Genomic DNA, 22,570 nt, shown 5'->3' on the forward strand with positions numbered 1-22,570 from the left:
GCTGGACTGCCCTGCCCTCCTGGCCTCGATCGGATTGACGCCAGAGCGTAGAAGACGACGGGCGGCAACGGCGCCTTCCCTGGCCTCGGCGAGCGATACATCGGGAAATCGCCCGAGCGACATTTCCGGACGGCGGCCCTTCCAGCTGAAGATGAAAAACCAGCGCCTCGCCCCGTTGGAATCTACGAACAGGTAGAGGTTGCCTCCATCGGCATACTTGCCTGGATCCGCAGTCTGCACCTTACGCGCCGTCAGTCTGCCGCTCATGGTTGCGGTTCCCCACAATCTTCCCCACAAATCGGGTGGGATTGTGGGGCATGATTTGGGATGTGTAAAGAGGCAGCGTCGCTGTTAATCGCAGACAAACCGGGATATTTGACATGATGAGGAATGACGGGGGAGGCTAGATTAGAGGACTCTCACTCCGACCAGTTTTTTCAATAGATTACGAAATTTGAACGCGTCCGCGGCCACTGAAACGAACGCGTGAAACAGGGCGTTCGCGCGATCGGCCGCCGACTCTGGACTCGAAGGCGTGTCACCGCACACGTTACGGCACGCCGGCGCGACATGGCTCGTGCAGAACCGCTGCGAGATATGGGAGGCGGCTGGCTATCTCGGGATGACGGTCCAGATGCTTGAGAGCAACCACGGGCGCCATCATCCCGACAACCAGAAGGGCGCCGTCGAAGCGATCGACCGGCGGGCGCATCAATAAGAGTCGAGACGCTGCAAGAGTCGAGACGCGACCTGCTGCGGCAAGACGTCTCTCAAAACGTCTCGGAAATTATTGCTCTTCGCTGCTCAGGCTTCGAATACAGGAGTTCGGCATTTATCGTTTGCCGCGTGAATTCATCCTCTAAAAATTTCTATGCGAAACACCCGGACAATGCGCCGGAAATTGGCGCTGGTTTGTAGCGTCGGCGGCTTTTGCTCCGCGATTGGCGAGTTTCGCTGTTTTAAATGGCCCATCTCCAACCAAATTCGCTGGTAAAGGCGCTCGGCATTACAGGAGCCGAAATGTTTGAACTGGGAATGCCGAAATCGGTGTCAGGCCATGCCGCGCATGACACCAGCGTCTCTATCGAGCGTGTGTTCGATTTTGTCGCAGAAAAATTCTTTGAAAACTATCCCCGTTGGTGTCCTCAAGTTGTCGAGGTCATTCCGCTTGACAGTGACGTCGTTCACATCGGGGCCAGAGCCCGCCAAACAACTCTCGAGAATGGCGTTCAAACGACATCTACATTTGAGGTATCCAAACTCGATCCGCCAAACTCTTTTGAAATCCTGGGGATATCGGATCGTTTTAGAGGCGAATACAAATTCAGCAAGAAAAATTCAAATGAAACAACGATATTCTTTCAATTTGAATTTCAAGAAATAGATTTTGCGATGAGACCTTTTCGCAAGCTGATAGAGCGAGCGTTGATCGAAGGCGCTCAAGCAACTGTTCAGAACATCGCATCGCTACTGGAGCAGCATGAGACCGAGTCAGGCGCAAAGCGCTCTTCCTTGTCTTAACCGGAGAAAAAGCATGTTTATTGTGCAGAAAGACGGCGGCTTAATCCCGAGGGTGCTAACTCAGATACTTGATTCATGCGTGAATGGGGTCACCCTGACAGATCCAGACATCGAGGACAATCCAATTGTCTATGCCAATAAAGCTTTTGAAGACATATCTGGTTATACTCAAGATGAAATCGTCGGACGAAACTGCCGCTTTCTTCAAGGAATGGATCGCGATCAGCCAGAGCTTGACAGGCTTCGTGAAGCGTTAAAAGCATGCGAAGCGGTTGAAGTAACATTGCGCAATTATCGCAAAAATGGGACATTATTTTTGAATAGGCTTGTTGTAAAACCACTTTTTGATGCCGATGGTAAGGTTGTTTATTTCTTAGGAGTGCAATACGACGTAACTAACATGTACCGCGCCAACGAAGGGGCTCTCGCTCTTCTAAATTCGAACACATTACCCCGTCCGTTCCCGGAGTTTGCGCGCTCAGCACGTAGCGGAAGATATATTTATTGCAACGACGAATTCATACGTACGTTTTTGGTTCCTTTCAGTATGGGTCGCGACAATATAATTGATATGGATCACGATACCTTATGGGGGCCGAAGGTCGCGCCGATTTTTCGAAGTCTCGATGAAATCGTCGTTCAGCGGCCAGATAAGCGTGGCGCGCTTCGAGACGTCACGTTTCCCGGCAATGAGCGCGTTTTCGACATTTTTAAATGGGCGATCGTTGACCCGCAGAGCGGAGAAATTGAGAGCTTCTTTACGACGATCATTCCGAGAGATTTTTAAGGTGCAACATTTCGTTCCGTCGCCGTTGTGGAAAATTGCGTCAAATGTCCGGCATTCGTAACGATGACAAGATCGTCCACCCCCTCTGGGTGCGCATCTTTCACTGGATCAATGCATTCGCGGTTTTTGCGATGATCGGCAGCGGATGGAAGATCTATAACGCATCGCCGATTTTCGGTTTCACCATTCCTTCCGAACTTACGATCGGCGGATGGCTTGCGGGCGCGCTTGCTTGGCATTTCGCTGTGATGTGGTTGCTCGTCGCGAATATCATAGGGTATTTTATTTTCGGGCTCATGACGGGCCATTTTTGGAGAAACCCTCTCTCGCTCCCACCCATCGCCGCCTATCGCGATTTGAAATCAGAATTAGCGGCATTGGCTGCTCATACCCCGGGCGTCTACAATCCGATTCAACGTGCGCTCTACATTTTTGTGGCCGCAATGCTCATCATTGCTGTTGTCTCCGGTCTCGCAATCTGGAAACCGGTCCAGTTTCAGACGCTCACGAATTTTTTTGGCGGCTATGACACTGCGCGCGAGGCGCATTTTTTCGCGATGGTTGGAATTGTGGTATTTCTCGCCGTCCATATTCCACTTGCGTTTATTTTCAAGGCTACGTTGCGATCTATGATCACGGGCAAATTGCGCGCTCCGCTGCGAAGACCAACTCCAAAAGCCTAGGTCTTTTCCCGATTTTAGACGTCCCGCTCCATTTAGACGAACGCCAGGTGCGCTGTGGGTCAAATATGAACGGCGTTTTCTACGACAGAGGCTGTGCGCTTGTCCTTTCCTTAACGGCTCTGCGACGGGAGCCTTGCTTCAGCCTATCCTCCAGCGTCAACTTCAACCGCTCCGTGGACACGATTGTCTTTTTGCTCAGGGTTTGGCGCGACACGTCGCGATCGCTTCCTGCCAAGACTTGCGGCTATTGTTGACCTGAATCTGGAAGCAATTGACCGTCTCGTAAGGATCGCTCGTGCATGCGCACAGGTCGTCGAGGTTCTTTTGTTGCCAGTGTCTCGAGGCGGAATTCTCAGGATCGTCGATCCTCCAAAGAATATTGTCTTGTACCAGTTCTTCACAGACCTGCTTCTTTGCCAACTCGCAAGCCGCTCTCGAGGAACGATCACTGACAGTGGAGTCGAGCGCAAGAACGGTCGACCGAAATCTTCTGGCTTCCGTCGGAGAGACCAAATCGGAAGCCGCATGTCTTATATCCGCTCGGCCGTCGATTGCGCTGAAGGGATGCGTCTCAGCTCTCACGAAGCTAAATGAGAGGCTGGCTGCCGAGAACACCGCAACAGACAGGAGGGAAGCCAGCTTCGATTCATAGAATGCAAACTTGTATCGCGCTGGATCGATCACAACACACTCCTTCCGATTAGGCGCCAGGTCATTAGCGCAGCATTTTCTTCGTCGGGCCTTACCTTGAATGGAATTCTGGCACCTCGACAACGCTGCTGGCGACTGCGATGGAAACAACCCCGGCCAGGATAAGCGCCAAGGTGAAACCGGCGACGGAATAGAAACACAAACTGTAGATGGAATCAGCGGCTCTAAGGGCGAGTTTCCTAAGCGTGCTCGGCTCATGCGATATATTCAACATGATCGCTAACCTCTCTCGCAAACCGGCGATTTGCGCCGGCAGATGAACGCTTTTTAGTTTGCTGAGTGGTTATGAGTTTCGTCTCAGCTTTCCATTGCTGCTAGGCGACGCGATGCCCCTAGCAGGCCGCTGAAAAACCCATTCCGTCGCAGTGCGAATCCGATTGGGGGTCGGTTTCCGCCTGTTGTGTTCTGGATTCGACCAGTCGGTTTGGGTTTTTCCAACAGCCTGCCAGAGTACTTACGTGTTCAGAGCTTTCCTGAATTGCGCGCAAGGAGGATCGGAAGACCGACGACCAGTATGGCGGCCCCCGCCCAAATAATCAGTTCGCTCATTTCAACCTCCAGAACTTTTGCGCTGACAGCGCATTTCATGTCGCTGAATTTGGCGCCTCTCTCATCCCTAGCAGCAACGGATTTTGCCAAAGTGCAGGAGATTTCTGCCACAAGGCTGCAGGCCTAGGGGCCCGCTCACCCGACGCGCGCGTGCACAAAGGCAGTGAGGCTCAGGCAGTCTCTCCTGCCAAATGGTTCGTTGATCAAATGATCGCCCGGATCAGAATTTGCGGTTGGTCGGGCACAGAATGTCCGCGGCATGGCGCGACGGGAACTGGTGAGCAAACGATCACCCAGGCCGCCGTACTGGCTGGATGGCGAGGCAATATTGAGATGCCCTGAATAGCTCTGCGAATTCCGAATGCACGGCTTCGGGTCGGTCGATGCGTCACCGAAAAGGCTGCTGTCGATAACCGACTGGCCCGCGCGCATGCTTGGGATCGACCTCTCCTACACTCAACCCGGCGGATTCAACCTCGACTGGATGCGCCATGTCATGGAGTGCATGCCGCCAGCCGCCTACCTGTCGAGCGAATATTTCGATCGTTGATACTGGAGCGACGCCGGCATCCTGTGCAAATGCGGGCTGGGTCAGCCGCGACGAATTGACGACGGGTTAATCGGGCATTCGGTCGTCTGTTGCAGGCAAGCCCGTTACCTTGGCGCAGGAGGCGGCATCCGATTGTGGACCGCCCTCAGTACACTCAGCTACCAATGCGCGGGTTTAGATGAGTGCGTCGGCTGCGTACAAACCTATGCCGGCGCCGCGACGCTGCGTTCCTGGTGGTGACCAGTGTCGTCGCCTGAGCCTCCAAAGTCCGGTTCGGGCATGAAGTGGCCACTGATTGGCCACTGATTGAGCGGAACTGAACGCGGGCAGTCAGTGGCGAACGGTATCAGAACTCATTGCAAATACGCGCTATTCAGAAAGCATATCTCGTTTGGGACGAGGGGGTCGGAGGTTCGAATCCTCTCGCTCCGACCAATCTTCTCAATACATTAGAAAAGCCCAGCGCCTCCACGACCAGTCACCCCGGCCCCATTTGCGGGAAAAACCCGCCGCCGGCATGTTCGATCGCCGCATCGGCCAAGAGGTCGCGCCACATGCGATATTGATCGTTGAAGACCGCCTGGCCGAGATCGCGCTCAACCAACGCAGCCGCCAAGAACCTCAGCCCATCGGCGAGCGTCAGGGCGTTTTCGAGATAGAGCAGCCTTATCCCCACAGCTTCGTGGCCCATGACCGACATCGCCGCGGCAATCTCGATATTGTCGCGGCGGCCTTGTCCGGGACCGCAAACGCCGACATAGCACCGCGCCCAGTCGCTCGGATTGCTCTCGTTTCGAAGCGCTTCGAATCCGTCCCTCAGCGCGCCGTAAACGGCCTGACCGACGAGTGCGATGGCCCGTTCGAGTTGCGGATTGACTCTCTTGAGAGCTAACGGAAATTCGTCCGCTGTCGTATGGCGCCCTGACAGCCACCCATCGGAGAGGCGCTTTAGCTCAGTAAGAACATCTCGCGCAGGGTTAGCCAGGTCAACGGGCAGCTCCGCCGACGCGCTTTCGAGCGCCTCGCCCAATGCGTCATTCAGCTGCCTTGCCGCCTGCAATGCCGCGGTCGAATCCCAGCCCCGCAGCGACAGGCTCCAGGCGCCATGAGCGCCTAGCACGGCGTGCATCAATCCCTTGATCTTCGGCAGCATTTGATCCGGCCGATAGCATTTCGTCAGCTCGCCATGTTCGACGCGCCAGATTTCTCCCGTGCCGATGAGAGTCAGCGCGGCGAGCGGGGTTTCGGCCAGAACCTGTTCGCGGTTGGCGCCGTATAGCGAACGGAACGTCAAATTCAGTTTGGCGATTGGATCGTCCGGCGTTCCGGCTTGCGCCGGCATCCCTGCTGAAAGATCCGAAGCGCCCTGAGGTCCTGCAGTCATTGCGACGCTCCTTTGCGGCCGATTCGAAAAAATCTTCCCATTTGTCTCGCACGCACAGTGCGATTCGCTCAATCAATTCGACGCGCTTTTCGTCACATCAAATGACGGAGTCAATTTCTTGCTTGTCCGCCTATCGTCGACGCCGCATGCCTGTCTTGGGAACGCCGTCGAGCAGGATCATACAGACTTTGGCAAACGCCGCGCTGCATGGCTTGAACGCGAAGGTTCAACGGCGATCGGATCGAAATGGATTGAAATCACATGCAAATTCGGCAAGCACGCCTTCGCCTATCGCTCCGACCCGTTTTCTCAACAGCTCAGGAATTCTGCACGCATCGGCCGCCAAGGCGTGGCCGCGGCGTCGGCTTTTCCCGGCATCGAGCCGCGGAGGGTCGCGACGCTCATGATGAGCAAGGCGATTCTGCTTAATGGCTTGGCGCCAATGACAGCAATCGTAACGATGGCATCGCATCGAAGGTCAACGCCGCCATGCATACAAATTCGCCGACTCCGTCCGCGATCACCATGTCGCCGATGATGAGTATCGCGAGTCCCTTCGAAATCTCGGAGAAGGCAAAAATCCGGTTGGCCCTCGCCAAGCGCGCCAACTCGCCGAACAGCCTGCGAGGACCGGCGGCGACCGCATTCGCCCAAACCAGAGCGATCTCTTTTTTTCTGGGCGCACGCCCGATAGATGATGGCGCTCGTAGAAAGCCCATGCCTCGCCTTCAAAGATGGAGTGTCGCTCCTCTATCTCGATTAACGGCCGTGATTGTGGCCGGCATACGGCCCCACCTAGGCATCCGGATTTGTCGCCGTTCGCGACGCTCCTCATTCGGCACTGCCATGGGGGACCTTAACTTCACAGATTCGCTCAATATTTCCTGGCGATTCAATCGCTGGTCGTTTCCCCTGCTTCCTCAGTCAGTGACCATCATTGGAAAAATGCTGATAGTCGACGCTTCTTTTCCAATGTCCGCCCCAACGCCAGCCTTGCCGTGAGAAGGCCCTGGTCACGACGTCCCCGTCGACGATGATCCCGACGATATCTCGCCTGCGCTTCTCGGGCGCGTCATAGGCGCGTCCGGCTTCCGGCTCGGTCAGATTTCCCTCCCGATAGGGATTTTGGACAGGATTAATGTCCACCGCCATGCCATAGGCGTGTCGCGACATCGCGCCGCGATCGGTGGTTCGGCAGTTGAAGGCGCTGGTGTTGTTCGCCGCCATCGATCGCGCGTCATCGCCGCCAAATTCATCGATCAGCGACATTCGATAGATTCGAAATTTGCCGCTGTCGTAGATTTCCTGAAAGGCGGCGGCGACCGCCTTGGCGACGCTTCTCGCGACGATCAGCGCGCCGGTCTGCGCATTGCCGTCGAAATCGAGATAAGGGACGCGCAAGAGAATCAGCTCGTCCCGTCTCGGACAGGGCAGCTCCGCGCGCCACGATCTCCCCTGCATATAAGCCCAGACCGTGTCCGGTATCGGCTCAGCGGTCACCTTGGCGCCCCGCGCATGCGCTGCGTTCGCAAGAAGCAAAGACAAAAGCGCAACCGCTCGCAGCGCGCGCAGATTGCGAATTCGAGCCTTTCGATATGCGGACAATACGGTCGACATGCGCGCGTTTTGACGGCTCTAAGGATTCATAAACGACAATATTGGCGGCGTTTAACGGCGCCTTTCAATCTAATAACATAAACGCCCCGACTGCGGCGACGCGGCGGGGCGTTTTTAGCGTCTCATACGATTTCCGTTTGATCCGCTCGGCTGTCATTCCCGACCCCGACGCGGAAGTGCGATCGGCGATCCAGAGCAAAACCAGCATTCTCGGATTGGCCCTGGATTCCCGGTCAGGCCTTCGGCCTGCCGAAAATGACACAGCCCAAGCGAAGCGATCAGCCGGAATTCGTATCAGCGAGTTTATGCGCGCTATTTCAGCAGCGCCATTCCCACAGGCCCATATGATCGTTCCAGTAGTAGCACACGCCTGGATCGTGCGGATGTCCGGGACTGCTCCAATCCCGATGCTGATAGCGCCAGGGCCCGCCATAGGCCTGGATATCGCCGTCGTAAGGAAGCGCGCCGACTCGCTGAGCCTGAGCGGATGTCGCCAAAGCCAGGAACGTCGCGACCATCACTAGCGTGAATTTGAGCATTGCTTCCTCCCAGTTGATTGTCGTTCGCCAAATCGAACTGGGATGCGCGCTGGATCATTCAACCCCAAGCAGGCCCAACATAATTACTGATGCATGAGCGTCTGTGAAAGTTCGGAAATATTTGTCGCGCCGACGCTCAGGCTTAGAGCGCCGGCGCGAAAAACCGGAGCCAAGTCCTTCACCAAGTCCTTCGCTTAGAGGCGCGCTCGATAGGTTCACAAAATCCGCCCTGGGCGATGTCGCCCAAGGGCGCGCGACTAGCGCTTCGCGAAACGTTCGATGGCGTCAATGAACGCGTCCGGCGAAGCCGCGATCCGACGCGCGATGTTCATCGGCAGCCTGACGAGAATGCGAACCGTCGAGAAGGTCGAAGAAACGAGACGCGGCATTCACAGCTCCATTTATTGGCGCGCCGCTCATCCCGGGGAGTGGAAGGCGGCCGATGGCTAGCGCGAGCCTGCATTTAGCCATGCGGACGTTTCAGGCGGGTTGCTGCAATGTTGCCGATCAGTTTCAGCCTTGCGTCAAATTTGTGCGCGGATGGGCGGGGCGATCAGGCCGTCGCCGTTCCGCCGTGGCTCCAAGAATCGCCATCCCGGACCAAAAAACGCTTATTTATCCAGCATTCAGGGCCAACCTGAAGATCGGCGCCGCATGGACAAGAGCTGCGAAAACGTCGCGCGGTTCGCCTTACCGCTTTTTAACCATAGATTGACGCCGCGCCGAATGTGGCGCCTCCGCGATCATTGCCCGAGAAGTTCCGCGCGCAGCCGATCCGCGACGATCTCGGCCGCCGCCGCGACCTTCGGCGACATCGTCGCGCCGATCGTGAAGTTTTCGCCCTCGATCGCGTAAACGACGCAGCGCGCCGGCAGGACGCCGAGCGCCCTGGCGAGCTCCAGAGCCTCGGCGAGGCCGAAGCTATGCGTCGACGCGCCAAAGGCCATTTGCGGAAGCGGCGCTGCGCTAACGTCGAAGCGACGTATCTCGCCAGGGGCCGCCCCGGAAAGACAGGCGTCGACGATGAAGGCGGCGTCGGCGCCTTCGAGTTGCGCCAGCACGCTTGTCGCCTCGCCCTCTTCCTCGATGATGTCGACGCCGTCGAGAGACGCGCGCAACGTTAGTGCGACTGCGCGGCCCGCGCCATCGTCGCCGCGCTGGGGATTGCCGATGCAGAGCGCGACGATGCGCCGGCGCTCTCGCGTTCTATCCGCCACGATCGACTTCGAGCCGCAGGAAATGCGTCGCGCAGGAAATGCAGGGGTCGTGATTGCGGATCGTCTGTTCGCAGCGATGGCGCAGCGCGTCGTCCGGCAGATCGAGCCAGGCGGTCGCGAACGTCTTCAAATCCTCTTCGATGCTCGGCTGATTTTGCGAGGTCGGCGGCACAATGCGCGCGTCGGCGATTTTTCCATCGGGATTGAGACGATAGCGGTGATACAGCATGCCGCGCGGCGCCTCGGTCGCCGCAAAGCCCGTCGCCGCATGCGGCTCGATCTCGATCGCAGGCCGCTCCGGCTCTTCATAGTTCGCAATGATCCTCAGCGCCTCGTCGCAGGCATAGAGAACTTCGACGGCGCGAACGACGATGCTGCGAAATGGATTGGCGCAGACCGTCCCCAGTCCGGCTTCTTGCGCCGCCTCGCGCGCCAGCGGCGAGAGAGATGCAGCGTTGAGCGCATAGCGCGCCAAGGGGCCGGTGAGATAGGCTCCGCGCGCCTTCAAATGCGCGTGCAGCGCGGTCGAGTGCGCGACCTGCGTCTCTTCGAAATATTCGTCATATTCCGCGGCCGATATATCGAGTCCGCGGCTCGAGGCGATGCGGCCTTGGCTGAACGGATATTCGCCGTCGCCCCGCAGCGCGACGAATTCATAGTCGCGCTCAACGTCGGGGAAATCAAAGCCGGCGGTCCAGTGCACGGTGGCGAGCGCCAGCTCCCGCGCGCGCTTCAACTCTTCGGCGAGCGGCTGAAACTCCCGCTCGCGCGGCGTGCGATAAAAGCCGCCGACGCGGACATTGATCGGATGAATTTCACGCCCGCCGAGCAGCGCGATAATAGAATTGCCGGCCTTCTTGAGATTGAGCGCGCGCCGCACGATGTCGCCATGATCTCGCGCCATTTCGATCGCGCCTTCATAGCCGAGAAAATCCGGCGCGTGCAGCATATGGACGTGCAGCGTATGGCTCTCGATCCATTCGCCGCAATAAATGAGCCGCCGCAGATCGCGCAGAGGTCCGTCGACGACGACGCCGAGCGCATTCTCCATCGCGTGCACCGCGCTCATCTGATAGGCGACCGGACAGATGCCGCAAATGCGCGCGGTGAGGTCCGGCGCTTCGGTGAACATGCGGTCGCGCAAGAAGGCTTCGAAGAAGCGCGGCGGCTCGAAAATATTGAGTTCGGCCGACTGCACGATTCCGTCGCGCGCCACGACCCTGAGCGCGCCCTCGCCTTCGACGCGCGCAAGCTGATCGACCTTGATCGTCCTAACCGTCATGACGTTCGCTTTCCTTCCGGAAGGCGTCGGCATTGGCGTTGAAGGTCCGATAGACGCGCTTAAGCGCGTCATCATCCATGCCGAGCTTGCGCAACGACGCAGAAAGCGACGGCGCGTTCGGCGTCTCCATCGGCCCGTAGCAGCCATAGCAGCCGCGATTGTAGGAAGGGCAGATCGCGCCGCAGCCGGCGTGAGTCACAGGCCCGAGACATGGCGTCCCATGGCCGACCATGACGCAGAGATTGCCGGCGATCTTGCATTCGACGCAGACGCTATGCCGCGGCGTCTTCGGCTTGCGTCCGGCGAGAAAGGCCGAAATCACCTCTACGAGCTGCCTGGTGCTGATCGGACAGCCGCGCAGTTCGAAATCGACCTGCACATGATCGGCGATCGGCGTCGATTTGGCGAGCGTCTGTATATAGTCGGGCCGCGCATAGACGATGGACAAATATTCCCGCACGTCGGCGAAATTGCGCAGCGCCTGAATGCCGCCCGAGGTGGCGCAGGCGCCGATCGTCATCAGCAAGCGCGACTTCTTGCGGATTTCCTGAATGCGCTCGGCGTCATGCGGCGTCGTCACCGAGCCCTCGACGAGCGAGAGATCATAAGGGCCTTCGACTGTCGCACGCGTCGCTTCAAGAAAATACGCAATCTCGACCTCGCCGGCGATCGCCAGCAGTTCGTCTTCGCAGTCGAGCAGGCTGAGCTGGCACCCGTCGCATGACGCGAATTTCCAGAGGGCGAGCTTCGGTCGAATGCGGGTCACGTCACAGCTCCCGACAGGCAAGAAAATTGCGCACTCGGTCATAAGGATGCACCGGCCCGTCCTTGCAGATGAACAGCGGACCGAATTGGCAGTGGCCGCAATGGCCGATCGCGCATTTCATATTGCGCTCCATCGACACGAAGATTCTTGAATCGGCAATGCCGGCATCCTCCAGCGCAAGCGCGCTCGCGCGGATCATCACTTCCGGCCCGCAGATCATCGCGACAGTATCCGCAGGATCGAAACGCAGCTTCGACAGCAAGGGCGTGACATAGCCGACGTCGCCCGTCCATTCGGGTCCGGCGCGCTCCACCGCCACGCGCAATTGGAAGTCGGGCGTTCGCCGCCATTCCTCCAATTCGCTGCGAAAGATGAGATCGTCCGGCGCGCGCGCGCCATAGAGAACGCCGACGCGGCCATAGGCGGCGCGATGGCGCAACAGCCAATAGATGACGGGCCGGAGCGGCGCGAGTCCGATTCCGCCGGCGATCAGCAGCACGTCAAAGCCCTTGTAGGCGTCGACCGGCCAGCCGACTCCGAAAGGGCCGCGCAGGCCGACGCGATCGCCGATCTTCAATTTGCCGAGCGCGGCGCTCACCGGCCCGACGGCGCGGATCGTATGGGTGAGAAGCTCCGGGTTCTGCGAGTCGCCGCTGATGCTGATCGGTATCTCGCCGACGCCGAAGGCATAGAGCATGTTGAACTGTCCCGGCGCGAAGGGCGTCGCGCGCTCCGGCGCGAGATCGAAGGTGAACACGTCTTCCGACTCGCGGATGAAGCGCGTCACGGGCGTCATGCGCGGGACCATCGGATATGGCTGCGTCGCGCAGGCTTCAAGCGTTTGCGGCATCATACATCCCGAGCGCCTGCATCCGCGCCGACTGCAAACGTTTGACGAGCGGCGGAATGAAGCGCTTCATCATTTCATAGCCGACGCGCGGATCCGCCTCGCATTTGCCGCGCAGACACTTGGCATCGAAAGCGATGGCGCGGGTCAGTTCGACGGCGCGCGCGTCGAATGACGAGCGATAGGGCGGAATGAGCCAGTCGGAGCCGAGTATCTCTCCGCTCTTGATGGTGAGAAACGCGAAAGTTCCGCGCCCGGGCATGAAAGTTTCGAGCGCCACGGCGCCATGCCGCACGAGAAAGAAGGAGTCGGCGGCGGCGCCTTCGCGAAAAAAATATTCTCCCTGTTGCAGCACGACGTTCTTCGCGCAACCGGCGACGAGCGCCAGCGTGTCGTCATCCAGCCCCTCGGCGAAGGGATGATGACGAAGCAGATCGGCAATGTCCTTCATCGCGGCTCCTCGGCCGAGGCGTCATGTCCGCGAATAGCGCGGACCTCCTCGGTAATGTCGATGCCTACCGGACACCAGGTGATGCAGCGGCCACAACCGACGCAGCCAGAAGAGCCGAATTGGTCGATCCAGGTCGCAAGCTTGTGGGTCATCCATTGGCGGTAGCGCGATTTCGCGCTGGCGCGCACGCTGCCGCCGTGGATATAGGAAAAGTCCATGGTGAAGCATGAATCCCAGCGACGCCAGCGTTCGGCGCGCTCGCCGGAGAGATCGGATACGTCTTCGACCGACGTGCAGAAACAGGTCGGACAGACCAGCGTGCAATTGGCGCAGGCGAGACAGCGCGTCGCCACCTCGTCCCAGCGCGGATGTTCGAGATTTTTCGTCAGCAGTTCGTTGAGATCATCCGAACGCATGTCGCGACCCATCGAGGAAGCGGTTCGTTCGATCAAAGCTTTGGCGGCTTCGATCTCGCGATCGGAAGCGGCGCGATGCGGAATCTGCGCGACGAGCGCGCGCCCTTCGTCGCTGCCGGTCTCGACGAGAAAAATATGTTCGCCGCCGTCAAGCAGTTCAGTCAGCGCAATGTCGAAGCCCCTCTCGACGCGCGGGCCGGCCTGCATCGAGGCGCAAAAGCACGTGCCCCCCGCCTCGCCGCAGTTGACCGCGACGATCAGCGCGCGCGCGCGCAACGCCTGGTAGTGCGGATCGACGTAAAGATCGCCTATGAGCGTCCGATCCTGAATTTCAATCGCGCGGATTTCGCAGGCGCGAACGCCGATGAAGGCCAGTCGGTCGTCGGGCTGCGCCTCGGGCGCGACGCTGATATCGTCGCCGCGACGCTCCGCCGTCCAAAGCCGCAGCTTCGGCGCATGGAGAAATTTCTTCCACGACTGCGGCCCGACCGAATATCCAAACAAGGCGTCGTCGTCGCGGCGCGCCAGCCTGTAGCGGCCGCCGTCCTGCTCATCCGCCCATCCGCGCGGCAGATCGTCGATCGATTCGATGTCGTCGTAAACGATCGCCTGATTTTGCACGGTGGGCGCGATGGCGCGATAGCCGCGCGACTGGATCGTCTGCAGCAAGGCCTGCAATCCTTCGACCGTTACGATCGCCGTCTTGCCGTCAATCTGGGTCACGATCCGCTCCTGCCGCGCTCGCTTGGCGCGCCACTCAAGATATATTTGGCCAATTGGGATTTTGTCTGCGGCAAATAGCCTTTGCCGGCGCCTATGTGACGCCGCCATGACAAGAGCGTCGCCGAAGTCCGCATGCTTTTTCGCGTCGCGGCGACGCCTGCCGCGGCGCCCTGGCGGCGCTGCATGAGAGCAGAAGCGCCGAATTCGCGGCGCGCCGGTTGCCCGCTTCCCGAGCACGAACTATCTTGGCCTCCAAATTCGGCCAACAGGCGCGAAGCGCAAGGCGAAGGCGCCGCAACGTCTTTCGCGCCCGAACCAGCGAGGAATGCTCATGTCGAATAGCTCCGACCCGGCCGAACCGACGCCGCCGCACGAAGACAATTGGGCGACGACGATCGGGCATGGCATCGAGACGCTCGAACATGGTTTCGAGGAGATCAGGACCCAGCCGGCGGAAGTTCTCTTCCTCGACGTCCTCAAAATCGATCTGCCCTATATCGTCATGCTCTCGACGGCAGTGCTCGGCATCGGCATTGTCACCTTCACCGGACAACCGGTCGCCTTATATTGGGAGTTCCTGACGCCGGTCTATTGCGCGATCTGCATTTACGTCGGATGGCGACATGCTGAAACGAGACATGAACGCACGCGGCTCGTCTGGACGCAAATCCTGCACTGGGCGGCGTTTCTCTTTGGCATGTGGCTGATCTATTCGCCGCCGCTGCGCCAGCTGATTGACGTCAACGCCGCCGGCCTCAATCTGATGGTGCTGCTCGCCGTCGCGACCTTCGTCGCCGGCGTCCACGCCGCCGCTTGGCAAATCTGCGTCGTCGGAATCCTTCTCGGACTCTTCGTCCCCTTGGTGGCGATTATTCAGCGCTCGTCGCTGTTCATACTCGTCTCGGTCCTCGGCGTCGGCTTCGTCGCCGCGAGCATCTACATCACGATGCATGCGCATCGCCGACAAACCAAAGCCGCCGAAGACGATATCGCCTGAACGCCAAGAAATCCGTTGATCCGCTCCGCTGTCATTTCCGACGCGCGCAACGCGCGCGATCGGGAATCCAGAGCAAAACCAGCGTTCTTGGAGTGGTGCTGGATTCCCGGTCAGGCCTTCGGCCTGCCGGGAACGATACGGGCCAAGGGAACCGACCAGCCGGAATTCGCATAAAACCTGCGCCGACGTTTCGTCGGGCGCATGTTTTAATTCGGCCCAAAGGCGACGCGATCTAGGCGGAGGCCGGTTGCGCGGCGAGCGCGGCGCGGATCGCCTCGTCCTTCGATTTGTCGAACGAAGTCCGCAGCACCACGCCGCCAACGCCTTTCAAGCCTTCGAGCACCTTGTCGGTCGTCATCTTGCGCACGAGCAGGAACAGGGCTGCGCCGCCGGGCGGGATCGCGGCGGCCACGTCCTTCATGAATTTATCGTCGATGCCGAAATCGGTCAGCGCCCCGGACACGGCGCCAGCGCCGGCGCCGATCGCCGCGCCGGCGAGCGGCATCATGAAGATCAATCCGATCAGAGCGCCCCAGAACGCGCCGGAGACTCCGCCAAGCGCCGTGGTGTTGAAGAGCTGATTGAGCTTCACCGCCCCGTCCGCGTTCTTGACCGCGACGACCGCGTCGCCGAGCTCGATCAGATATTCCTTCTGCATGGTGAAGAGCTTCTGCCGAACTTCCTCGGCTTTTTCTTCCGAAGAAAACGCAATCACGAGAAGATCATTCATCTGGCTCTCCTATTTCGCGCGCAGGATCGCGGCGCGGCGCCATTGACGATCTAGTTCAGTGAATAGCTCAAGACAATGCGGCGCGGCTCGTTCTTCGCGAGGCCAATCGCCGCTGGGGCGGCGCGAACAGCCGGCGCCGGCCGCAATGCCTTGAGCCGACGCCGGCTCTCCGACTTTGTCGACGAATGGCAGTCTTATTTAGCGACGAACGTCAATCCTGGCGACGACGCGGTCGCACCACCTCGGCGCGGACGCGATGCGGGACGCGACGCGGCGCAGCATAGAGGAAGCAGAGCGGCGAGAGCGCCGCGGCAATCAGCAGCATGGCGACAACCATGGAGCCTCTCCCGGATGGATTTTTGTTTTTGGCGACGCCGCCCGCCCCAGGGCGGGCGGCGCCATGTCTCATTCGTTCAGCCGATTACTCGGTCAGGAGGGCGACGCCTTCCTTGCCGATCAGGCGGCCAATGCAGCTCAGCAGCTGAAGCACGACGCCGAACACGCCAAGCGCCATCCAGCCAAAGAACACGAAGCCCCAATGAAGCGGCGCAACGAACAGTTCTTCCATGAACCAGAACGTGTGGCCCCACTCATTCAGGCCGACGTTCGGGATGATCATGAACGGGCCAATCGCCACGATCAGATACGCCACCGAATAGCCCTTCGCGAAATACGGCAGACGAGTCTTCGCATAGAAGAAGCCGCCAACCGCGATCACCGAATAGATCGGGTAGCTCATGTAGAACTCGATGATGTGCGACGGCGTGAAGTCCGTGTCGCGAATCACCGTCATGTGCCAGGTGCCGTCCTGCTCGGTGAAGAACGACGCGCCCCAGTAAATGGCCGCGGCGTAAACAACCAGCCACTGGATTTCGACAACAATCCGGCGCATCTCTTCGCGCGCCGTCAGCGTCGAGAAGTCGCGCGTGCGCGTCTTCCACAAAAAGCCCGCAAGGCCAATGCCAGAGATCAGCTCAAGCGGAATCTCCGTCCAAAGAATCGCCATCCAGTAGGTCTGGAATTCCGGAGCAAACGAATCAAGGCCGGCGCGCCAGCCAAAAATCTGCTCGTAAATCCGGACCACAAGATAAAAGCCGTTCAGAACCGCAAGGCCAATCCACATGCCCTTAAGGTCTACTACAGCTTCCGAGCCAGCAGCCGCCCGGGCCGCTGTGTCAGTCGTCGAGCTCATAATAGGTATTCCTCCATCGACATTGGCTCGAAGAGACGCTTCTTCGAGGCTGGTTGCATTTTAGCGCGCCGCCTCGCGTCGGAAATAGCGACTTTGTCGCCAAGCTGGGCGCAGAATCCGCCAAATGGAGCGCCCGAGCGCGGCTCGCTCATCGCGCCGCAACAAAAAGGCCCGGCGCGAACGCCGGGCCTTGGCTTTGGATCGCCGGATTTAGACCGGCTGAGGCTCCATGCCGCCGACGTCCGGCTCCGGCTTTTGTCCCGTGGTCGGAACCGCGGAGCCGCGCGGCGGCGGTGGCGTCGTCGACTCGTCGCGCACCGGCCGCTTCCCGACAAGCAACCCCTTCATTTCATCGCCCGACAGCGTCTCGAATTCGAGCAGCGCATTGGCGAGCGTGTCGAGTTGTCCGCGCTTTTCGGTCAGGACGCGCTTTGCTTCGTCATAGGCCTCCTGCACCAGACGGCGCACCTCGGCGTCGATCGTCTGCTGAGTGGCTTCGGAAAGCGTCTGCTGGCGTCCGATCGAATAACCGAGGAACTGCTCCTGCTCAGGATTGGCGTAGGCGACGGCGCCGAGCTTGTCCGAGAAGCCAAGCTGCGTGACCATCGCCCGCGCCACGCGGGTGCATTGCTGAATGTCGGAGGCCGCGCCCGACGTCACCTTGTCGTGACCGAAGATCATCTCCTCGGCGACGCGGCCGCCCATGGCGATGGCGAGCATCGCGGTCAGCTGCTCGTATGTCTGCGAGATCTGATCGCGTTCGGGAAGGCCCTGCACCATGCCGAGCGCTCTGCCGCGCGGGATGATCGTCGCCTTGTGAATCGGCATCGCGCCAGGAACCGAGAGTTGCACCAGCGCATGGCCGCCTTCGTGATAGGCGGTGAGCTTCTTCTCCTCGTCGGTCATCACCAGGGTGCGGCGCTCCGCGCCCATCATGATCTTGTCGCGCGCGTCTTCGAACTCCTGGTTCGTGACGATGCGCTTCGACCGACGCGCCGCCAGCAGCGCCGCCTCGTTGACGAGATTCATCAGATCGGCGCCAGAGAACCCAGGCGTGCCGCGCGCCACCACCTTCAAATCCACATCCGGCGCCAGAGGCACCTTGCGGGCGTGAACCTTGAGGATTTTCTCGCGGCCGATGAAGTCCGGGTTCGGCACCTGAATCTGACGGTCGAAACGGCCCGGACGCATCAGCGCCGGGTCGAGCACGTCCGGACGGTTGGTCGCGGCGATCAGGATGATCCCCTCATTCGCCTCGAAGCCGTCCATCTCGACAAGCAGCTGATTGAGCGTCTGCTCGCGCTCGTCATTGCCGCCGCCAAGTCCGGCGCCGCGATGGCGCCCGACCGCGTCGATTTCGTCGACGAAGATGATGCAGGGCGCGTTCTTCTTCGCCTGTTCGAACATGTCGCGCACGCGCGACGCGCCGACGCCGACGAACATTTCGACGAAGTCGGAGCCCGAGATCGAGAAGAAGGGCACGCCCGCTTCGCCGGCGATGGCGCGGGCGAGCAAGGTTTTACCCGTGCCGGGCGGTCCGACGAGCAGCACGCCGCGCGGAATCCGCCCGCCGAGGCGCTGGAACTTCTGCGGATCGCGCAGGAATTCGACGATTTCCTGCAAATCCTCCTTGGCCTCGTCGACGCCGGCCACGTCCTCGAACGTCACGCGGCCTTGCGTCTCGGTCAAAAGCTTCGCCTTCGACTTGCCAAAGCCCATCGCCCGGCCGCCTGCCCCGCCCTGCATCTGCCGCGCCATGTAAATCCACACGGCGATGAACAGCAGCAGCGGCAGTCCGTTGACCAGCAGGGTCGAAAGCCAGCCAGGACTGTCGCTCGCCGGCTTGGCGCTGATCTGCACCTTCTTCGACTCAAGCTTCTGCACGAGGCCCGGATCATTGGGCGCATAGGTCGTGAAGGAGCGGTTGTCGTTGAAATGGCCGGAGATTTCGTTGCCCGACATCGTCACGTCATGGACGCGGCCTTCGTCGATCTGCACCAGCAGTTCGCTGAAGGTGATTTCACGCGCCGGCGTGCGGGTCTGCTGGTGTTGAAACAGCCCGAACAGCAAGGCGCCGAGCGCGACGAAGACGACCCAAGGCAAATATTTCTTCCAATTCGCCTTCATTTTCACCTCCATGACGAGAGCCAGGGCTTCGCCCGGCGTCATCGCCAGATTTCGTGCATCCTGGGCCAGAAGCGAAGACGCCCCGACCAGAACAGGATGGGATTAGAAGTAATTTAGGTCAGGATGGCGCAATCGCCAAACAGGCACCATAATTCGCCAAAAGTAGAGGCGAATGCGTAAGATTGTCATTGCCGGCCTAAACCAATGCCTGGGCTCGGCTTTCATAGGACTGACCGACCTTTTGGCGCTAGCGCGCCGCGCGATCGTCCGCGCCAGCGCGCCTGGCCAAAGCGCGGACGACCCTTTCTACGTCGTCGCCGCGAGCGCGGATGGCGAGCCGGTCCGCGATCCTACGGGAGCGAGTTTTCCCGTCGCCGCCTCCTTCGAGGCGATCGCCGCCTGCGACGCAATCATCGTGCCGAGCTTCTCGCCGGACAAGGACGGCCAGCCGCCGGACATGTCTCGCTTCTCGCCGGCGGCGGCCTGGCTGCGCCGCCACCATGCGCGGGGCGCGCTGATCGCGGGCTGCGGTTCGGGCGTGTTTCTTCTCGGCGAAGCGGGGCTCCTCGACGGCCGACGCTGCACGACAAGCTGGTGGCATCACGAGGAGCTGAGGCAGCGCTATGCGCGGATCGACGCCGCATGGGGCGCGCGGTTGATCGAGGATCGTCGGATCGTCACCGCCGCCGGCCCGCTTTCCTGGATCGACGTCGCCTTGCACGTCGTTCGAGCGCTTTGCGGGGTCGACACCGCGCGGGTCGCCGCGGATTTCACCGTTGGCGAGGCGGCGCTGGTGAAAGGCGCCCCGCGCGGCCCTGCCGCCTATCGCGCGACGACGTTGAACGAAGGCGCGAACGCCTTTCTCGCCGAGGCGGAGCGGATCGTTCGGCAGTCCGACTCGTCGTTCAACGCTCAAGAGCTGGCGCGGGCGCTTTCGACCTCCGAGCGGACGCTGCACCGAAAGCTCAAGCAAGCCTCCGGAGAATCGCCGAAGACATTTATCGATCGGATTCGGGTCGAGACCGCGCGGATGCTGCTCGAGACCAGCGCCAAGCCGGTCAAGGAACTCGCATCCAGCGCCGGCTTCGCCGACGAGGCAAGCTTTCGCCGCGCTTTCCACCGCGTCGCCGGCATGGCGCCGAGCGCCTATCGGGTTTGGGCGCGCGCCAGAAGTCAGAACAAGGGGCAGCTTTTCGCTTTGCGAAAGGAAACGGAAATTCTTCCGAAAATGCTCACGACCATCTTCGACGCCTGCGTCAACGGCGTCACCCTTGTCGACCCCGATCTCGAAGACTTGCCGATCATTTACGCCAACCGGCCGTTCACGCGAATCACCGGCTATGAACTCGACGAGGTGATCGGCCGCAACTGCCGCTTTCTTCAAGCCGACGATCGAGACCAGGAGGGAAGACTGCGATTGCGCGAAGCCATCGGCAATCGCCAGCAGGTCGAAGTCACGCTGCGCAATTACCGCAAGGACGGGACGCTCTTTCACAACAGGCTCAACATAACGCCCCTGTTCGACCCCGATGGGCGGCTCCTGTATTTCCTCGGCGTGCAATATGACGTCAGCGACCAAGTTAAGGCCGAGCTGGAAATCGGCGACCTCAAAGCTAAGCTTATGTCGTTGCCGGATTAATCGTCATTGCGCCGCACAGGCGCCTGCAACTTGACGGAGTAATGATTGATTGAAATTGGAATACCGGAGGCGAAGCGAACCGGCGCAGCGCACCGTCGAGCGGCAAGTCTACGGCATCGCAGCAGCTTTTCCCACTTGGCTAAATATGAAGTCGATGCGCTAAATTGTCGCGTCTGCTCCCGGTGCGGTCATTCGTCTCCACAGGGCTGCGAGCCATAGGACAAAGCGCCATGAACGCCATCTCTGCGATTCTTTCGATCTTCGCCGCCGCCGCCGCCATCACGCTGGCGATCACCGCGATCGTCAACGCCTGAGCCCGCGCATAAGCCTCGCTCGCCGCCCGTCGGCGAGTTTTAAAAATTAGCGCCCGCGAAAGCGTGCGCTTTCGAGGCTGGCGAGATCGACCGGCCGGCAAGCGTCCTTGCCGCCAAGCCGGAGGAATTGCGCGTCCATCGCTGGGCCGACTTCATAAAGAACGACATTATATTCCGAGCCGTCCAGGCTCATCGGCGGCGTGAGCGCTTCGCCGGTGCAGCCGCGAAGCGACAGCGATCTATGGGCGGCGCTGTCGAAAACGCCGATCACATGCGTCAGCGCCGCATTCGTGGCGATCCCGTTCAGCGCCACGCCGATTTCGCCAATCGCGCGATCGATGAGCGGCTGCCGCGGCTGACAATTTTCGCTCGCGCACAAAGTCAGGCGACTGGCTTCCCAGATCAACGGACTTTCGATTCGCGCAAACTGCGGCGAACGCGGCCCGAAAGCATCATTCAGCATCGTCTCGCCGGTGGTCGGCAACAGTCTCAATGCGCCGACGATTCGCTCCGCGTCATCGAGCGCCAGGACGTAAAGCGGATCGAGCGAATCAAAATAATCGACGACCGCCAGCTGATTGGCCGCGCCCGGCGGGCGATCGCCGCGCGCCCGGGCGGCGCTCAGCCGCAGGCCGTACATGTCTTTGGTCAGTCGAGGATAGAGCGCGCGCGATTCGCCGGGAAGCAGCGCGATCATCGCGCGCGCCAGACGATCGACGGCGCGAGAGGAATTGAATTGAGCGAGGCGGAAGGCGCCTCGCCGACAGGCCGCTCCGATCCCATTCGCGCCGCGATTTCGATCGCGGCGGCGACCGTCGCGGCGTTAAGCCTCGCGCGCGCCGTTTCCAACCAGAATCGCGCGGCACTCGAACTGGCGCCGAGGGCGAGGCCGATCTCGCCATCGGTTTTTTTCGACGCCTTGAGGCGCAGACAGGTGAGCTCGCGGTCGGTCAGAAGATCGCCGCGCGATGTTCGGGATGCGGAGACGTGCCGGACCGTCGCGTGGAAGATCGCGCTCGCGACCATGAGCCGGCGGATAAAATCTTGGCGCGACATCGCCGACAGCCCGGCGTCCGGGACAGCGACGTTGAACAGCGCATATGCGCCATCCCGGCCGCGCAGGGGAAACGAGACGCCAGTCGCGCCAACATCAAGCTCGAGCGCTTCGCTGAGCAATTTGCCAATGATTGGATCGTCGCGCTCCAGCGCGCCCCAGTCCACTGGCGCGACGCCGCCCAGACCGGCGCGCAGCAAGGGTCCAAGGTCGACGCGGCCGGACTGGACATAGAGCTTACGCCAATTCGGCCCGCAAGCGGCGGACAGCAGGGCGCGGTCTGCGCCTTCCGTTGGGAGATTGAAGGCGACGTAAGCGACGTCGGCGAGGCCCGTCTCGTGCAGGAATTCGTCGAGGAAACTGTTGAGAATGGATCGCCTGTCGGCGCGCGCGAGCCGATCGATCAGATCGAAAACGTCTTCGCGATACATTTTCGCCCATCAAGCGCGAGCCAAGCAGTAATCTGATAATGCT

Annotated in this window: 26 protein-coding genes; 8 read left to right on the forward strand and 18 right to left on the reverse strand. The window is 60.2% G+C overall.

The annotated features are described in order from the left end of the window. A partial coding sequence (locus U1E20_RS05730) for an Arm DNA-binding domain-containing protein (RefSeq protein WP_409979648.1) occupies positions 1-267 on the reverse strand: 267 nt, incomplete at its 3' end. A gap of 268 nt (positions 268-535) precedes the next feature. Here U1E20_RS05730 and U1E20_RS05735 point away from each other — a divergent pair. From U1E20_RS05735 to U1E20_RS05750, 4 genes are all read left to right on the forward strand, one after another. Further along, positions 536-718 (forward strand): hypothetical protein, encoded by a 183-nt coding sequence (locus tag U1E20_RS05735; protein ID WP_409979649.1) that lies wholly within the window; start codon positions 536-538, stop codon positions 716-718. Positions 719-1,020: 302 nt separating this feature from the next. Further along, entirely contained in the window at positions 1,021-1,521 is a 501-nt protein-coding gene (locus tag U1E20_RS05740) for an SRPBCC family protein (protein WP_409979650.1), read from the forward strand. A 13-nt stretch (positions 1,522-1,534) separates the two neighbouring features. Then, positions 1,535-2,308 (forward strand): PAS domain-containing protein, encoded by a 774-nt coding sequence (locus U1E20_RS05745; RefSeq protein WP_409979651.1) that lies wholly within the window; start codon positions 1,535-1,537, stop codon positions 2,306-2,308. A gap of 44 nt (positions 2,309-2,352) precedes the next feature. Next, on the forward strand, positions 2,353-2,991 hold the full coding sequence (locus U1E20_RS05750; RefSeq protein WP_409979652.1) for a cytochrome b/b6 domain-containing protein: 639 nt from the start codon (positions 2,353-2,355) through the stop codon (positions 2,989-2,991). A gap of 195 nt (positions 2,992-3,186) precedes the next feature. Here U1E20_RS05750 and U1E20_RS05755 read toward each other — a convergent pair whose 3' ends face one another. Beyond that, positions 3,187-3,675, reverse strand: a complete 489-nt coding sequence (locus U1E20_RS05755) for a hypothetical protein (protein ID WP_409979653.1) — start codon at positions 3,673-3,675, stop codon at positions 3,187-3,189. A 937-nt stretch (positions 3,676-4,612) separates the two neighbouring features. On the opposite strand from U1E20_RS05755, the gene U1E20_RS05760 reads away from it, so the two are divergent. After that, the gene (locus U1E20_RS05760) at positions 4,613-4,801 is read left to right on the forward strand and encodes a hypothetical protein (protein ID WP_409979654.1); all 189 of its coding nucleotides are present in this window, start codon (positions 4,613-4,615) and stop codon (positions 4,799-4,801) included. A gap of 478 nt (positions 4,802-5,279) precedes the next feature. Here U1E20_RS05760 and U1E20_RS05765 read toward each other — a convergent pair whose 3' ends face one another. The 10 genes from U1E20_RS05765 to U1E20_RS05810 form a co-directional block, all read right to left on the reverse strand. After that, positions 5,280-6,185 carry a hypothetical protein gene (locus U1E20_RS05765; protein WP_409979655.1) on the reverse strand — a complete coding sequence of 302 codons (906 nt, stop codon included), beginning with the start codon at positions 6,183-6,185 and terminating at the stop codon, positions 5,280-5,282. A gap of 924 nt (positions 6,186-7,109) precedes the next feature. Next, complete coding sequence (locus U1E20_RS05770) at positions 7,110-7,685, reverse strand: M15 family metallopeptidase (protein ID WP_409979656.1); 576 nt, start codon at positions 7,683-7,685, stop codon at positions 7,110-7,112. A gap of 434 nt (positions 7,686-8,119) precedes the next feature. After that, positions 8,120-8,341, reverse strand: a complete 222-nt coding sequence (locus U1E20_RS05775; RefSeq protein WP_409979657.1) for a hypothetical protein — start codon at positions 8,339-8,341, stop codon at positions 8,120-8,122. 257 nt (positions 8,342-8,598) lie between these two features. Continuing rightward, the gene (locus tag U1E20_RS05780) at positions 8,599-8,730 is read right to left on the reverse strand and encodes a hypothetical protein (protein WP_409979658.1); all 132 of its coding nucleotides are present in this window, start codon (positions 8,728-8,730) and stop codon (positions 8,599-8,601) included. 354 nt (positions 8,731-9,084) lie between these two features. Next, on the reverse strand, positions 9,085-9,558 hold the full coding sequence (locus U1E20_RS05785; RefSeq protein ID WP_409979659.1) for a hydrogenase maturation protease: 474 nt from the start codon (positions 9,556-9,558) through the stop codon (positions 9,085-9,087). Then, positions 9,548-10,840 carry a Ni/Fe hydrogenase subunit alpha gene (locus tag U1E20_RS05790; RefSeq protein WP_409979660.1) on the reverse strand — a complete coding sequence of 431 codons (1,293 nt, stop codon included), beginning with the start codon at positions 10,838-10,840 and terminating at the stop codon, positions 9,548-9,550. Before U1E20_RS05790 ends, U1E20_RS05785 begins: the two co-directional genes overlap by 11 nt. Further along, on the reverse strand, positions 10,830-11,606 hold the full coding sequence (locus U1E20_RS05795) for an oxidoreductase (protein ID WP_409979661.1): 777 nt from the start codon (positions 11,604-11,606) through the stop codon (positions 10,830-10,832). The genes U1E20_RS05790 and U1E20_RS05795 overlap by 11 nt, the downstream gene beginning before the upstream one ends. Before the next feature lies 1 nt (position 11,607). Then, positions 11,608-12,402: an FAD/NAD(P)-binding protein gene (locus U1E20_RS05800; protein ID WP_409979662.1), complete on the reverse strand. Its 795-nt coding sequence runs from the start codon at positions 12,400-12,402 to the stop codon at positions 11,608-11,610. Between the two features lie 37 nt (positions 12,403-12,439). Beyond that, positions 12,440-12,904, reverse strand: coding sequence for a cyclic nucleotide-binding domain-containing protein (locus U1E20_RS05805; protein WP_409979663.1), 465 nt, complete (start codon positions 12,902-12,904; stop codon positions 12,440-12,442). Then, positions 12,901-14,043 (reverse strand): 4Fe-4S dicluster domain-containing protein, encoded by a 1,143-nt coding sequence (locus U1E20_RS05810; protein WP_409979664.1) that lies wholly within the window; start codon positions 14,041-14,043, stop codon positions 12,901-12,903. Before U1E20_RS05810 ends, U1E20_RS05805 begins: the two co-directional genes overlap by 4 nt. A 331-nt stretch (positions 14,044-14,374) precedes the next feature. On the opposite strand from U1E20_RS05810, the gene U1E20_RS05815 reads away from it, so the two are divergent. Then, complete coding sequence (locus U1E20_RS05815; protein WP_409979665.1) at positions 14,375-15,040, forward strand: hypothetical protein; 666 nt, start codon at positions 14,375-14,377, stop codon at positions 15,038-15,040. Positions 15,041-15,272: 232 nt separating this feature from the next. Here U1E20_RS05815 and U1E20_RS05820 read toward each other — a convergent pair whose 3' ends face one another. The 4 genes from U1E20_RS05820 to ftsH all read right to left on the reverse strand — a co-directional run bounded on the left by U1E20_RS05820 (position 15,273) and on the right by ftsH (position 19,089). Next, on the reverse strand, positions 15,273-15,770 hold the full coding sequence (locus tag U1E20_RS05820) for a DUF1269 domain-containing protein (protein ID WP_409979666.1): 498 nt from the start codon (positions 15,768-15,770) through the stop codon (positions 15,273-15,275). A 211-nt stretch (positions 15,771-15,981) separates the two neighbouring features. After that, the gene (locus U1E20_RS05825; RefSeq protein ID WP_409979667.1) at positions 15,982-16,107 is read right to left on the reverse strand and encodes a hypothetical protein; all 126 of its coding nucleotides are present in this window, start codon (positions 16,105-16,107) and stop codon (positions 15,982-15,984) included. A gap of 84 nt (positions 16,108-16,191) precedes the next feature. Further along, the gene (gene amoC / locus U1E20_RS05830; RefSeq protein WP_409979419.1) at positions 16,192-16,962 is read right to left on the reverse strand and encodes a bacterial ammonia monooxygenase, subunit AmoC; all 771 of its coding nucleotides are present in this window, start codon (positions 16,960-16,962) and stop codon (positions 16,192-16,194) included. 210 nt (positions 16,963-17,172) lie between these two features. Beyond that, complete coding sequence (ftsH, locus tag U1E20_RS05835) at positions 17,173-19,089, reverse strand: ATP-dependent zinc metalloprotease FtsH (protein WP_409980355.1); 1,917 nt, start codon at positions 19,087-19,089, stop codon at positions 17,173-17,175. Between the two features lie 172 nt (positions 19,090-19,261). Here ftsH and U1E20_RS05840 point away from each other — a divergent pair, with 172 nt between their 5' ends. Together U1E20_RS05840 and U1E20_RS05845 are read left to right on the forward strand one after the other, a co-directional pair. After that, positions 19,262-20,728 (forward strand): helix-turn-helix domain-containing protein, encoded by a 1,467-nt coding sequence (locus tag U1E20_RS05840; protein WP_409979668.1) that lies wholly within the window; start codon positions 19,262-19,264, stop codon positions 20,726-20,728. A 164-nt stretch (positions 20,729-20,892) separates the two neighbouring features. Continuing rightward, on the forward strand, positions 20,893-21,042 hold the full coding sequence (locus U1E20_RS05845) for a hypothetical protein (RefSeq protein WP_409979669.1): 150 nt from the start codon (positions 20,893-20,895) through the stop codon (positions 21,040-21,042). 46 nt (positions 21,043-21,088) lie between these two features. Here the strand turns inward: U1E20_RS05845 and U1E20_RS05850 are convergent, their stop codons facing one another. Continuing rightward, positions 21,089-21,739 carry an acyl-homoserine-lactone synthase gene (locus U1E20_RS05850; protein ID WP_409979670.1) on the reverse strand — a complete coding sequence of 217 codons (651 nt, stop codon included), beginning with the start codon at positions 21,737-21,739 and terminating at the stop codon, positions 21,089-21,091. Next, a complete protein-coding gene (locus tag U1E20_RS05855) occupies positions 21,736-22,527 on the reverse strand; it encodes an autoinducer binding domain-containing protein (protein WP_409979671.1) in 792 nt (263 codons plus the stop codon). The genes U1E20_RS05850 and U1E20_RS05855 overlap by 4 nt, the downstream gene beginning before the upstream one ends. Between the last annotated feature and the right edge of the window lie 43 nt (positions 22,528-22,570).

The organism is Methylocystis sp., assembly GCF_046349115.1.
GTDB lineage: Bacteria > Pseudomonadota > Alphaproteobacteria > Rhizobiales > Beijerinckiaceae > Methylocystis.